At 44.5% G+C, this 15289-nt stretch carries 7 protein-coding genes; 3 read left to right on the top strand and 4 right to left on the bottom strand.

Annotation, left to right across the window (positions count from 1 at the left end):
• The first annotated feature begins 53 nt into the window (after positions 1 to 53).
• From B5X68_RS16950 to B5X68_RS16940, 3 genes are read left to right on the top strand one after another with little or no spacing between them, the layout of a single operon-like run.
• Positions 54 to 2795, top strand: a complete 2742-nt coding sequence (locus tag B5X68_RS16950) for a TIM-barrel domain-containing protein (protein WP_082215942.1) — start codon at positions 54 to 56, stop codon at positions 2793 to 2795.
• A gap of 3 nt (positions 2796 to 2798) precedes the next feature.
• Positions 2799 to 4010, top strand: coding sequence for a DUF4249 domain-containing protein (locus tag B5X68_RS16945; RefSeq protein ID WP_082215941.1), 1212 nt, complete (start codon positions 2799 to 2801; stop codon positions 4008 to 4010).
• A gap of 19 nt (positions 4011 to 4029) precedes the next feature.
• Complete coding sequence (locus B5X68_RS16940) at positions 4030 to 6420, top strand: TonB-dependent receptor (RefSeq protein WP_082215940.1); 2391 nt, start codon at positions 4030 to 4032, stop codon at positions 6418 to 6420.
• A gap of 4 nt (positions 6421 to 6424) precedes the next feature.
• On the opposite strand, the gene B5X68_RS16935 is transcribed toward B5X68_RS16940, so the two are convergent.
• The 4 genes from B5X68_RS16935 to B5X68_RS16920 all read right to left on the bottom strand — a co-directional run bounded on the left by B5X68_RS16935 (position 6425) and on the right by B5X68_RS16920 (position 15277).
• Positions 6425 to 9760, bottom strand: coding sequence for a VCBS repeat-containing protein (locus B5X68_RS16935; RefSeq protein ID WP_082215939.1), 3336 nt, complete (start codon positions 9758 to 9760; stop codon positions 6425 to 6427).
• Between the two features lie 3 nt (positions 9761 to 9763).
• The gene (locus B5X68_RS16930; RefSeq protein WP_082215938.1) at positions 9764 to 13120 is read right to left on the bottom strand and encodes a VCBS repeat-containing protein; all 3357 of its coding nucleotides are present in this window, start codon (positions 13118 to 13120) and stop codon (positions 9764 to 9766) included.
• Complete coding sequence (locus tag B5X68_RS16925; protein ID WP_082215937.1) at positions 13121 to 13699, bottom strand: hypothetical protein; 579 nt, start codon at positions 13697 to 13699, stop codon at positions 13121 to 13123.
• A gap of 87 nt (positions 13700 to 13786) precedes the next feature.
• A complete protein-coding gene (locus tag B5X68_RS16920; protein ID WP_082215936.1) occupies positions 13787 to 15277 on the bottom strand; it encodes a RagB/SusD family nutrient uptake outer membrane protein in 1491 nt (496 codons plus the stop codon).
• Positions 15278 to 15289: the final 12 nt, after the last annotated feature.

Here is a 15289-nt window from a genome sequence, read left to right as displayed (position 1 = left end):
TTTTATTTGACTTAATTTTAGGAGAGCGTGCTGGGAGCGGGCGTTTTAAGTCTATGATATACAAATACTTCTTTGTCTTAATTTTCGTGTTGGCTGGCAAACTGTCTTTCGGACAAGGCGCAGGGAATTTTATTAGTTACGAAAAGGGAAAAGGAAGCCTTACGATTCAGGGGACGAGGGGGACAATGTACATTCAATCCTTCTCTCCGGAAATATTTAAAATTCAGCTACTTCCCTCAAAAAGCTCCCCTTCGCTGGATAGTTCCTTCTCCGTTGTCCTGCCGCCGTTGAGCGAAATACAGAGCACTATTGAAACCAGTAACAGCATTGAAATCCGATCCGGAAAGTGTACGCTTGTGATCGATAAATTCCCGCTGAATGTTGCGCTGAAATCCGGTAACGATATCACGATCAAGGAGACGAGGGGTTTTGTGCAAACCAGGGATTCTGTTAGTTTCCTTTTTAGCATTAACCCAAAAGACGTTTTTCACGGAGCCGGCAGCCGACCATTCGGACCGGATCTGAACAGGAAGGCATTTGACTTTTATAACACCTGGGAATACGCTTATTACGATCAGGCGACGGGATTATCGCAGAGTTTCAATGTGCCGTTTATCATTTCTTCTCACAAATACGGACTCCTATTCGACACAGATCGCCCGGGCTCCATGCGTATGTATATCGGCGCGGTGGACTCAACATTGCTCCGCGTCGAATCGGTAAGCACCGGAAAATGGGCCTATTATCTGATTCACGGAAATAACAATGATGAGATCCTGGCGAACTACACGCTTCTCACCGGCCGCCAGCCGCTGCCTCCGCGATGGGCATTCGGTTACATTCAATCCAAATCGGGTTATAAAAACGAAAGCGAGGCGACCGTTGCGGTTACTAAGCTGCAAAATCAGGGCTTCCCGCTGGATGCACTGGCATTGGACATGCATTGGTATGGAGACGAAAGTTTGCGCGGAAATGTGGATTGGGATGCTAAAAACTGGCCTAAGCCAGCTGAAATGATCAAAAATCTCAGCGAAAAAGGCGTTAAGACAATACTCGTCGCCGAACCTTACATTAGCACCAGATCTGTAAATTATAAGCCGGCTGAGGCAGCGTTGCTTTTCGTAAAAAAGCCCGGAACGAATAACACTTACATTCAGACCGTTGGCAGCACAACGGTTGGTTTGCTCGATATTTTCAAACCCGCCGCGCAATCCTGGCTTTGGGAAAAGTATAAAAAACTCGCGGATCAGGGAATAGCAGGCTGGTGGAGTGACAAAACCGAGCCTGATGTCCACGCCAGGGATGCAATTCACGAGTTGGGCAACGCATTCCAGATCCACAATCTTTATCCGCTATTTTGGTCAAAAACCTTTTACAACAACTTCACCAAAGACTTCCCGAATAAGCGTATTTTCAGCTTGTCACGCTCCGGGTGGGCGGGGTCGCAGCGATATGGCGTATTGCCGTGGAGCGGTGACGTGGGCCGCTACTGGGCTGGTTTAAGGCTGCAAATTCCGATCATTACACAAGCAGGAATGTCCGGCCTTGCCTATATGCACTCTGACGTGGGTGGCACGGTTACCATGTCTGATAAGACGGACAAAGATGAAGAGCTGGATCTGCGTTGGTTTCAATTTGCCACTTTTACTCCGATTTTAAGAAGCAGCGGCCAGCGCGAAAATGTTGAGCCGTTCAATCTCAGCGAGCCTTTTTACAGCACGGTTAAGAAATACGCGAACATTCGTTATCAGTTGTTGCCTTACATTTATTCACTGGCATGGAAAAACAGCGTTTCCGGGCGGCCCATTTGCCTGCCTATGGATTATTTCATCAATAGTAAGGCGCTTGCCAATTTGAATGATCAGTATTTTTTTGGAGAAAATCTGCTGATCGCGCCGGTCCTGCTGCACGGCATGCCCTCCCGGCAGGTGGTCCTCCCGCCAGGAAAGTGGTTCAATTTATGGACGAGCGAGGTGCACAACGGGAATGCGGACATTTTCCCAAAAGTTAATGTCGATCACATTCCGGTTTACGCCAAAGGCGGCAGCTTTATTCCCTTTGCAACATCAACCACAAAAAAATCAACGGGCTTTTATAACTCCGACAGCCTGACTATCAAGTTCTTCCAGGACATTTCCGTTCCTACGTCGGAATTTACGATGTTTCATGATGATGGCATTGATCCCAACTCCCTGGGTAAAGCGCAGTATGAGCTGATCCATTTTGAAGGGAAAGTATCCAATGACCATGTTAATGTGACCATTGAGAGAACCAAAAGCTTTGATAAATCGCTGGCTAAAAGGCATTTAATTTTTGATATAGAGAATGTTACATCTGCGCCGCTTTCTATGATGCTTAATGGCAAAGCCATCCCGATTGTTTACCTTATCAATGAACTTAAGAACGGAACGGCTTACTACGATCTCTTAAAACGGCAGCTGAAAGTTCAGTTCGACTGGGATTGTAATGTGACCGCTAACATTTCGGTGCTTCGCGAAGGGCTTTCCGTGATTACGGGCTCAGAACCTGGCCTTAATAGTAAAGTTTTAAACGTTTTTCCAAATCCTGGGCGCGCGCCGCTTTCGGTTGAGATCAGCATTCCGGAATCGGGCTTTTATGAACTGGACATTTATAATTTAGCCGGAAAATCTGTCTATAAGCAGTCATTAGGGCAGCATAGCAAAGGAAAAGTGCTGGATTTGAGCCTGGATTTACAACTTTCAGGTGGCGCATATTTGGTTAGGCTCCGCAACAGCCAAGGTCAATTTTTCACAAGGAAAATAGTTATTCAATAAGCGATGAATTACCGGCTTTCTATTTTACTTACAACACTGATAACAGGCGTTACGGCTTGTGTCGAGCCTTATAGTGTCGATTTCGGAAGTTCAACGGAGTATGTTGTTGTCGATGGCGTGGTTACTGATCTGGACGGACCGCAGTTTATCACTTTATCCAAAACAAACCCTGAGGCAAAAAATGAAAGCTCCGAATTCACGCAAACGATCTGGACAAAAGGGCAATCGACATTGCCATTGGAAAAAGCGAAGGCCAAAATCATTGTTAATGGCACGCAAACTCTCAATCTGACAGAAGTTGAACCCGGGATTTATCAGCTTCCCGTCAATTTCAAGGGGAAAGTTGGTGATGCATATGAGTTGGAATTTCAGACGGAAAGTGGAAAAAACTATAAGTCTTCGTCTGAAAAAATGCTCCCGGTTTCGGCGGTTAAGCGGGCCTATGATGTTTTCAATCCCAAAGGCATTCCCAAACTTTCCGAATATTATGGCGAATTCACGCCCAGCAACGACATTTATCTGGATTTTGATGATCCGGCAGGCGAAAAAAATTTTTATCGCTGGCAATGGACACTTTGGGAATTACAAAAAACCTGTACAACCTGCAACCAGGGAAAATACTATCTCTTTCCTTCCGAAAACGGTGTAGACGGCGACTGTTTCAAAGACCTGACGCTCAAATTCAACAACATTTACGATTACACCTGCGAAGATCTTTGCTGGGATATTTTTTACAGCACAGACATCACCATTTTCTCGGACATCTACACCAACGGGCAGAGCCAAAAAGACAAGATGGTCGCACAGATCCCGCTTTTACAGTCCAATCCATGCCTGGTAAGCTTGCAGCAAAATTCGCTTACTCCGAATGCTTACCGATTTTTAAAACTCATACAGGACCAGGCTAATAATTCGGGAACACTGGCCGACACGCCGCCTGCGCCGATCCAGGGCAACGTTTTAAACCAAAATGATAAAAACGAGCTCATTATCGGTTTTTTTACGGCGTCGTCGGTTTCGGAATACAGGACAATGCTTTGGAGAAAAAATATAAAGAATGCGGCTGTGCTGAACCAACTGTTTAAAACCATTCATAACCGCGATCCAATCCTGGAAGAGCGTTCGCCCGAGCGGCCTTTCATCCCGCTGTCTATTTGCAAAAGGAGCCGATCGCGTTCTCCATTTTTACCAAAAGACTGGAAATGGACCCAGTAAGTGCCAAAATGATTTGTGAATGAAAAGACTATACTACTTTCTTTTCTTATTGGTCAATGTTCTACCCGCATTCGCGCAGGGACTCACGATCACGGGCACAGTCAGAGATTCGGCGACGCTTGCTCCATTGCCCTCGGCCGCTATCATAATCGATTACAGGAAAAGCTGGTCGGCGGCGCAGATGGATGAGAAAGGCAATTTTACAATTAATCTTCCCAGCGGCGATCACGTGTTGGTAATCCGGCATGTAGGTTACGAGTCTTTTAAAGTTTTCATAAAAAGCGGCACGCCGAAAATCCATTTCGATGTATTGATGACGACAACTTCGAGCCAGTTGGAAGAAGTGATCATTACCAGCAAAGGATTTGATCAAACGATTCGACAGCCTATTTTAGGCTCATTGCAAATCAACATTAAGACGCTGGAAAAGCTGCCTTCTGCCTTTGGAGAACTGGACATTTTAAGAAGTCTTCAAATGCTGCCCGGCGTTTCGAGCGTTGGTGAGGCGTCCAATGGTGTCAATATCAGGGGCGGAACAACGGATCAAACGCTCATTCTGCTGGATGACACGCCGATCTTTAACCCGACCCATATGTTTGGCTTGTTTTCTGTCATTCCTCCGAACACGGTTAACAGCCTGGATCTTTACAAAGGAAATGTTCCCGCGCGTTTCGGCGGCCGGGTTGCTTCTGTGTTGGATATCTCAACTAAAAACCCAAACCTGGAAAAGCTAAGACTGGAAGGCGGCATTAGCCTGGTATCGAACAGATTGATGGTGGATGTGCCTGTTATCAAAGGAAAACTGGGCATTTACCTGGCCGGCCGGGGTGCGTTCAACGACTTTATTCTCCCGAAGCTTGACAAGAAACTGAACAACATCAGCGCCAAGTTTGGAGAACTTTCGGCCAAGTCCTTTTGGAAGATCAACAACAAAAATACGCTCACTTTTATGGGCTATTACAGCAATGATTATTTTAAAACAGACCTGCTTACTAACCTGCCCAATGTTGTAGGAACGGATACTTATTACAAGCACATTACAACCAATGGCATGCTGCGCTGGCTGCATTTGATCAGTCCGGAAATTAGCCTTCAAACGACGGCCATTTATGCGAAATATGCGCCGGATATCGGCACCAAAGAAAAGGAAACGGGCAATTTGGTAAAATTGGAATCGGCTGTGGAGCAACGTCAGGTCAAGTCCAACATTAATTATCAGCTGTCCAACCACAAGTTTGAAACCGGGTTTATTGCGACACAATATGTGATATCGCCCGGGACTCTGGAACCGGGTTTGAGTCGGAGCGTGAACTACATTGCAACGCCGACCGAACATGCCAATGAAGTGGCCTGGTATGCGGATGATGAGATCAATTTTTCAAAAAAACTGGCTATTTCGCTCGGATTGCGCTATTCTTTCTTTATGGCAACGGGCAAGGCTGTGGTCCGGAATTACCTGCCCGATCAGCCGAGGGATGACTTTTCAGTTGTGGATTCAACGGTTTATAACAAAGGCAAGGTTTCAAAAGCATATGGCGGACCCGAGCCGCGTGTGGGATTGCGTTATGCGCTTAATGATCGCATTTCATTCAAATTCGGCTATAACCTGATGCGGCAATACATTCAGGTGGTTTCAAACACGGCCACGCCTATTCCGACTTCGCGTTGGAAAACGAGCGATACGCACATTAAACCGCAGATCAGCCACCTATTCACAGCGGGATTTTATCAGTCGTTCAATGATAACATTTATGAGATCACATTAGAAGGTTATTATCGCAATGCCAAAAACATTATAGATTACAAACCCGGGGCAGATTTTCTTCTACAGGAATATCCCGAAACGCAGATGATCCAGGGGAAAAACAAGTCCTATGGCGTGGAAATGATGCTTTCCAAGAAAAAAGGAAAGCTAAAAGGATGGGCAAATTACACTTATGCGAGATCTTTGAACATTGTCGGCGAAGATGCCGCATTAATCGAAAAAGTAAACCGGGGCGACTGGTATCCGGCCAATTACGACAAACCGCATACTTTCAACGCGTCGCTCGATATCACCGTAGATAGCCACAATTCGTTCGGCTTCACCTTTGCGTATAGCACCGGAAGGCCTTATTCCGAGCCGATTGGCTTCATAAATTATCAAAACAATGTTTACCCGTTTTACGACAAGCGCAATAACAAACGCATTCCCGATTATCACCGACTTGATTTCGCCTGGAACATTTACAATCCAAGCATGAAAAACCGGAGATGGCAGGGACATTGGACATTCTCAATTTATAACCTTTACTCCCGCCAAAATGCCTATTCTGTATTTTTCAAAACAGAAAATGCCGTTACTAAAAGTTATCAGCTGAATATTTTCGCAACGCCCATTGCGACGGTTGCTTATAATTTTACCTTTTGAGGTGCTATTTCTTTCTTCTGATGACAACCAGCTTGTCGTCATTTCTCGCAGCAACAATTGCGTCTCCGCTTTTTAATCTGATATTTTTCAAATGCTTTACCTGCCCTTTCACCTGTAACCCTTTTAAAGGTTCGGGTGTAAAATTGCAATTCCCGCGGTTAATAAGCACGGTTCCAAAATCGCTGTCATAGCGCCCCATTTGAATGTTGCAGTTATAAAAATTGCCCATAATGAGCACATCAGGCAATTTATCACCATTTGCATCAATGATCTGCGCATCGTAAAATGGCGTCCATTGCGCTTTGTATCCTAATGGTTTTACTTCAAAATTTCCTTTTCCATCATTCACTAAAACCGCATTCTGAAAATAATCTGCTGATAAAACCTGGGCTTCGTTCAACTTATCGGCTCCTACCAGATCGCCAATGCTGGCTTTTGCGAAATCAGTCGCGAAAATGTATTTTTTCCGGATAACAGGCATCTGTTTTTCCATTTCGAGCTTGGTAGGGAAAAGGGCTTCTTTGCCGTTGAGATAATACGTCAGCAATGGCTCCTTCCGCCCGTTCCCGTCATAATCATTGATATACATTTTTACCGGCTGCTCGGCATTTGCCTTCATTCTGCTGTTCAAACCCAAGTTTCCAGCCAGAATGTCCAGGTCACCATCACCATCAAAATCATACGGCATGACAAAATTCCACCAACCCTTTTTTTCGGTCAGCATCTTTTTGGAAAAGCTTTTACCATTGTTTTGCATCATAACAATCCCCTCCCATTCCAATGCGAGTAATAAATCCTGGTCGCCATCTTTGTCCAAATCGGCGAGCCTTGCATTTTTGACATAGCCAACGGAAGACAATTCCTTTGCATACTGGCCGGTCACATCCGCAAACTTGCCTGAACCGTCATTTTTGAGCAGATATGACTTCGGAATCTCTCCGTAATTTAGCGGTACAGCACGGCCACCAATAAAAAGATCCACAATGCCGTCGCCAGTGAAATCAAACGGCACGACGCAGGAAGCAGTTACATAAATGTTGGTAAATGCATCGGCTTTCGCACTCAGATTCCCTTTGCCATCATTGAGATAAATTCTAGGCATCTGGAATTCCGAGTTGTTGACATATTCATTGCCGCCGGTCGCTACAACGAGGTCAGGATGGCTGTCGCGGTTTACATCCACCCACTCCGCGCTCACTTCCTCATATGTGCTGTCTTTCAATAATGCAGCCTGCAATGATTCATTGAAAACGCCCTTATTAGTTTGAAGAAACAGATGGTTTCTGTGCTTTTTGGAAGAGCCAACGAAAATATCATCCAGCCCATCATGGTTAATGTCTGCAATCGATAATGCAGGGCCGTCGGCAGTGACCTCAAATGGAATGAGTGAATTCCGGTCGAATTCAACGAAATTGTTTTCCTCATGTTTGACGTCAACACCAAGTTGTGCGGCGATGTCATCAAAAGTATAATTTTTCGTTTCACGGCTTGTTTTGAATTTTTGGTAATCAAAAACAGGCAGGTCATTTTTGTAAGACAAGGCCAGCGAATCCTTCAAATCAGCCGTTCTCAGCACCTGGAAACGGTTATCAGGCCAAATAACGATCATGGAATCCACATCGGTTTTTTTGCCCAGACCAATGTTCATAGGAACCTCCATACTCGATTGAAAACCACGAACCGGAAATTTCTCAAAACTCAGCACTTTATCTTTCTTGAAGACCAGGCATTTTGTTCCGATTGCATTGACATTACCAGGCTTGCCTTTAAGATAAATACGCGTATAGTCCCCTTTTGAGACCTTTTTACTATTCAAATTTTCATACACAAAAGCCTTTTCATTAATGTTATTCGTCACAATGTCCAGGTCACCATCATTATCCAGATCCGCATAAACAGAGCCATTGGAATACGAAACCTGATCATTCCGTACGAGTCCTTCCATATCCTGGAAAGCCAGGTCACCTTTATTGGCAAAAAATTTGTTGTTCAGCTTAATTTCTGGCAACTTATCAGCCAGTCCCGGATCATTTTCATCGAAATTCTTATTCCTGATCTTCTCCTGAACCACGTCGTCCGATACAAATTTGATGTAGTCCGTATCATTCATCCGTTTAGGAATACCGTTGGAAATGAACAGGTCTTTCAAACCGTCATTATTGAAATCGGAAAAAAGCGCAGCCCATGACCAGTCGGTTGAATGCACGCCGGAATACATGCCTATCTCGCTAAAAGAGCCATTACCATTATTGTATTGCAGATTATTACGTGCAAACTGATAATTATAACCTTGCCGGATCTTGTATTTGAAGATGCTGTACATGTCCTCCCCTTCCGATTTTTTGAGGATTTCATAGTTCGACGGCAGCATATCCAGCGAGACGATTTCCGGGAAAATGTCATTGTTAAGGTCACCAATATCCACGCCCATCGAAAACTGGCTGGTGTGCATGAGCGACGAATCGGTCATATCCAGAAATGCGCCGTTTTTTTGATTGATATACAAATAATCATTTTCATGAAAATCGTTGCCAATATACATATCGGGATAGCCGTCAAAATTGATATCGCCAACGCCCAAACCGAGGCCGTATCCCAACGCAGAGCTGTGAATGCCTGTTGTTTTGGAAACTTCAATGTATTTTCCGTTGTCGTTTCTAAAAAGCTTATCGCCTGCCAGCGGATGATAAACATTTTCAAAAAGCGCCCGCCTGCCAAATGTCCCATTCTGGTGAACTGAATGATTGAGCTGGAACATATCCAGATCACCATCGAGATCATAGTCAAAAAACATTGCCTGTGTGCCAAAAACGACCAGATCCAAGCCATAGTCCTTCGATTTTTCCGCATAAACGGGAATACCATCCTTGATTTCCTGGCATACAAAGAGAAGGTTATGCCCCTTCATCGTTTCAAAATTGCCAACCTGGCTAATGTAAATGTCCAGCATGCCATCCTGGTTAATGTCCACAATGGAAACGCCGTTTGACCAACCTTTTTCTCCCGTGAAATTCGCCTTTTCGGTTACATCCTCGAACTTCATGCCCGATTTATTCAGGTAGATTCGATTAGGCTCCTGATTGCCCGTAAAGCAAAGGTCCACCAGTCCGTCGTTATTAAGATCACCCGCTCCTACGCCGCCACCGTTATAAAAATACATGTAGTAAAATATATTGAAATCCTTGGTGGGTTTCAGCGTGTTGGAAAAGTCGATTCCCGTTTTTTCTGCTGTCAGGAGGTCAAAATCATACTCCGCAATGTCCTTTTCCTTTGAGCAGGAAAAACCGGCCAGGAATAAGACAAATGGAAGAATCCTGAAAAATATTTTTCGAAAAAGCATGGACTACAAATTGGCCGGTTGCGGCTTATTAATCTTAAAAAGAACGGGTTTTGCATTGCTTACCAGATTGATCAGGTAAGGTGCGCCCTGAATGGTGATCGGGCTGATCTGTTTCACTTCTCCGTCAATAGCATAGCCGCTTTGCGTGCTCATTAGCAGATCAAACTGCATATTTCCTTTGTTAATCAGCACATTGCCACGGCATGCGTCCAATGCTCCCAGCTGCGGAATAAAATGTGTGTAATTGCCGCCCACAATCAGGTCAGGCTTACCGTCGGCATTCACATCGGCGCTTTCTATGGCATTCAAACAAGAGATTTGAGCCATATGCGGCAATTCTTTCAGGGCAAACTGGCCCTTGCCGTTATTCACGGCAACCGCAGATTTGAGATAGCTAACCGACTTTTCAACTGCCGCTTTCAGCAAATCTTTCGGAAAGAGATCCTGAACCGATTTGTTGGCATATTCGGAATGTTTCAGACTTTCCTTTTTCAAGAATGGGAATTGGGTTGTAAGCTCCCTTTTTAATAAAATCGGCATATCACGCTCGTCGACCGTTTTGGTCATAACCTTTTCAATTGTCCCGTTTTTATTAAAGTCGTTGATCCAGATTTTCAGCGGCGCATTTGTCGACGCTTTCAGTGAAAAATTCTCGCCGATATTGCCAAAAACAATGTCCTGATCGCCATCGCCGTCCATATCGGCCACTTTCAGGCAGCCCCAGAAGCCGGCAAATTGTTCGAGGCCGGTTGTGATTTTTTGAAACTTGCTGCCGTCGTATTTCAGTATAACCGGCGCCATCCAGTCGCCGGCGATAACAAGCTCTTTGGACTTATCGCCGTCTACATCCGCCCAGGAAGCATCGCGTACCATGCCTAACTTGGTTAGTTCCGGTGCAATTGTTTTTCCAATTTCCTTAAAAACACCCTTTCCATCGTTCTGATAAAGATAACTTCTCGGACTGGATCCATATTCACGCGGCACGCTCCGGCTTCCGACGAACAGGTCAACATCGCCATCATTGTCATAGTCATGCGCAACAATCACAGCTGTGTTCATGGAATTAGGTGGCAACGCACGTGTGTTGATTGCAAAATTCCCCTTTCCATCATTCAGATAAAGCCGTGTTGGCAGATCCGGGCTCGTGACGAGCGTTTCATTTCCTCCGCTTCCCACAACCAGATCCTGATCACCATCGCCGTCTGCATCAAAGAATATTGCCGCAGTGTCCTCAAAACCAGCCAGATCCGTAAAAACTTTTTGCGTGGACTTAACGAACGAAGTGCCTTTCTGCAAATACAACTGCCCGCCCTGCCCTTTCGCACCACAGACGTAAACGTCCGCCTTACCATCGCCGTCCACATCCCCGATCGCCGCTTTCGGGCCTTCCTGCGACAGCAGCATGGGAATGTTACGCTCATGATAAAAGTCCTCGTATTTGTCTTCCTGATGTATGTCGAAACCATCGCTGGCAATTTGCGTAAGCAGCATTTCTTTTGCCTGAGCAGGGTTATTAAAATCCGCTCCCGTATTACTAATCTTAAAATTCAGCGTAGTATCTGCACTGATCCTGGGATAGCTTGTTACTTTTCTGTTTGGCCAAATAATGCGAATGGAATCAATGGTATTAATCTTTCCTAAGCCAATTGTGATCGGATATTCCGTGCTCGACTGGAATCCACGTGCCGGATTAACTTGTTTGCTAAAAATCTGGTTGCCTGCAAAAACTTCGATTTTAGAACCAATCGCATATGTGTTTTTGCCCTCACCGGTCAGTTTGAGCTTGATATAATGGTTTTTTTCAGGCTTAGCTTCACTTTTATTTTTATAAACAAAACAGCTTTCATTCACATTATTTACAACCAGATCCAGATCGCCGTCATTGTCCAGATCCGCGTAAGCTGCGCCATTGGAAAAGGATTTTGCACCTAACCCAAATTCATCCCCGCGTTCCTTGAACCGCAAATCTCCTTCATTATGAAAAAAGTTGTTAGGAACGGGATTAGAAGGCATTTTGTCGATAATGTTCTGCATATTCTCTTTTTCCCCTGACATCACCATTTTTTGTGTGACTTCATTGGCAAAAAAATCTATAAAGTCCTGATCGAGAATATCGTGATAAATGCCGTTACAAACGTAAATGTCCGTTTTGGAATCATTATCTGCATCGAACATCAAGGCACCCCAGCTCCAATCACTCGCCGCAACTCCTGAATAATTTGCGATTTCACTGAATGTGCCGTCCTGATTATTGAATTGCAGGCTGTTTTGCATGTATTGATTATAAAAACCCTTCTCTTTTTTGAGGTTGAAGAGATAATGGTTTTCAAACGATGTGGTCGTTTTGTAGCGGTATTCTTCGCGTGGCAGCATATCTGTGACAAATAATTCAGGATAACCGTCATTATTAATGTCCGCCATATCCGCACCCATAGATGCCAGGCTTGTGTGCTTTACACGTTTTTCAAGCTCTTCGGAGAATGTCCCGTCCTTTTGATTGATATACAAATAATCCTTTTCGTAGAAGTCGTTGCAGATGTAGATGTCCGGATATTGGTCACCATTAATGTCGCCCACTGTAACGCCCAGACCGAAGCCGATCAAACTGCCATAAATACCCGCTTCCTGGCTTACGTCCACAAATTTGCCGTTGTCATTCCGCAACAATTTATCGCCTCCTCCTTTAAGAAAATCTTTCACAGGCCAGTCCTTCGCGCGCATATTGCGGTCGTTGGCGTAGTTCAATGTATTTACGGGAATGAAGCTGTTGTTGAGAATGTAGGCATCGAGATCGCCGTCGAGATCGTAATCGAGAAATGCTGCGTGCGTGGTATAACCTGTTTCGTTCAGGCCATACTGAGCGGCAGACTCTGTGAAAGTCTGGTCACCATTATTAATGTAAAGGGAATTGCCCTGTTTGTTGACAAATTTCTGGTAACCCGCATTGCAAACATAGATATCGAGCAAATTATCGCCGTTAATGTCGACCATGACAACGCCCGTACTCCATTTCGTTGGTTCCGCTACGCCGGCTTTGTTGGTAATGTCCTCGAATTTGAAATTGCCCTTGTTTAAATAAAGCTTGTTATCGCCCATATTGGCGGTGAAGTAAATATCGGGCAAACCATCATTATTAATGTCCCCTATCGCGACACCGCCCCCATTGTAGAAATTCCGGTAATTGAAGATGTTGATGTCCTCCTTGTCTTCGACCTTATTAACAAAATCAATGCCTGTCGCAGACGCATCCATTTCTTCAAATAAGCCGTCCGGTTTGCTGGAATCCTTGCAGGAAGATAAAAAGAACAGGAAAGTAAAAACAGCTGCCGTGTACACGGCGCCTATATATTTTGTTATCATTTAATTCGATATCGAGGAGCTGAAAACTTCTTTTTCAGTAATGTTGCCAAAACTAACAGCGGGCTTTTTATAAACGATGAAGCCTTCCGCGGGTATATATTTATCAGGCTGCTGGAAATCGCTATACTTCCCGACTTTCCCTTTAATCCGAAAAACCATTTTGTCTTTTGTAAATTCTGTTGCGGTAATCTCGCCCTCGGCCATCATGTAACCTTCCCCGATCATCTGTTGTTTGTCAATGATCTTTCCCATTTTAATACTTGTTTCAACCGGTCCGTTAGCTGTGATCGCTTTGGTAATAGGTTTGGCGGCATACCACTTTTCTCCTCCCAGATTAATAATGGTCTTGCCCTCAAACTGATCCGTTAATGTAAGGTTCATCATATTATCGGAGATCAGCGCCTGGCCCGAAAAAACGCTTTCATTTGGATAAAATTCTTTCCCTCCGATCGTTATGACAATTTTTGCCTCATTCTCCTTTAACGTCTGAAAAAGCTGGTCTGCGGCCTGATCGGATGAATCTTTTGAACTACAACTAAAAACAATGAACGCTAAAAATAAAAGTAAGCAACGGGTCATTACCTTATGATTCAATTTGTACGCCAATAATAAAACAAAAATGCCCGAAATGATCGAGCATTTTTGTCAAAAGATATGATTTAAATCTTAGTATCCAGGATTCTGTTCAAGGTTTGCATTGGAAACCAAAGCAGCAGAAGGGATTGGATAAAGAACGGTATAAGCTTCTTTTACAGATGTTCCTGTGCCGGTCGTAAATTTACCGAAACGAATTTCTGTTGTTCTCTTACCACCTTCCCAATACAATTCGCGCCCGATTTCGTCGAACAGGTTAGCTTCTGTTAAAGATGCAAGTGCAGTTGCCCCGCGCAATGTTCTCAATGCATTGATTTGCGTTAAAGCACCAGCTGCGTTTCCGCCTCTAAGCATTGCTTCGGCTTTCATCAAATAAGCTTCTGCGTAACGCATGAGGAGATATTTTCCAGAGTTTGCAGGGTGATATTTGATAACTCGGATACCTTTATCCGTAGCAGCACCAGCCAATGGAACGTCTTTTGTGAATTGCAACGGCTTTTGCGTACGTGTATCAATTACTACCGCACCCTTATCGTCATACTGCTGACCGATCAGGAAGCCAAGACCGATACCTGAAAATTGCGTTCCATCTTTCTTAGCAGGCTTTCCGATACGTGTATCTTTTGCTTCGAAAGTGTCATAGAAATCAGCCAGGGTAGCAAATCCATTCCATCCGGAAGGGTTTTGCCCGTAGTGCAATGTCATGAACCAACGGTTTTGAGCTGTTCCTTCCTGAACATTGAAAATCGGTTCAGTCTTCGCTGCAGAAGAAAATGCTGCGAAATAATCTTTTTCCAATGAATATCCGTCAGCTGTGATTGCATCTACGTAAGCGATTGCTTTGTCCATGTCGGCCTTATCGAATGTGTAAGGACCTTCCGGCGTAGTGCTTTTGTAAACAGCCTTGTTCAGATACATTTTAGCAAGCAGGAAGTTCGCAGCTGCTTTGGAAGCCGTTCCGTTTGTTACAGACGGCCCTTTTTTAGGCAGGTTAGGAAGCGCTTCTTCCAGATCTTTCACGATGTAATCAAATGCTTCCGAGCGGCTCAACACCTTGGGAAGATCATTCACACCTTGTGTTACCTCACGGAAAGGAACTACGCCCCAGTAATCCATAACCCAATGCATATTATATGCTCTCAGGAACTGTGCCTCTGCTTTTTGTACAGCAGTAGGATTAGATGCAATGATCTCCGTTGCTTTGTAAGCTCTCTGGTTCAATGCATTCCATGCGCTCAGGATGTAAGAGTGGGAAGCATCCCAGGTATGCTGGTCCAAAGTCCGCCACACCCCGTTATCACCCCAGTCAACACCACGTGTTGGCGGGATCATTTCAGCTGTTGTGTGCTCTCCCAGGGCATAAATCCCTGCCTGATCTGAATAAGTTGATAAATCTTTATAAGCAGATGCGAGTGATTCCACCACATTAACAGGGGCAAATCCACCTTCTGCAACTTCGTTAACTACTGAATCTTTTTCATCATTAACAAGGTCAGTACAGGCCGACATCGTCGCCATGCAAACCCCGCTAACCAAAATTTTATATATCTGACTGGTTTTCATCTTGATAATGAA

The sequence above is a fragment of the Dyadobacter psychrophilus genome (assembly GCF_900167945.1).
In the GTDB taxonomy this organism is placed as follows: Bacteria; Bacteroidota; Bacteroidia; order Cytophagales; family Spirosomataceae; genus Dyadobacter; species Dyadobacter psychrophilus.
Note: the sequence above shows the minus strand (reverse complement) of the source record. Positions and strands in the feature narration are given on the sequence as shown.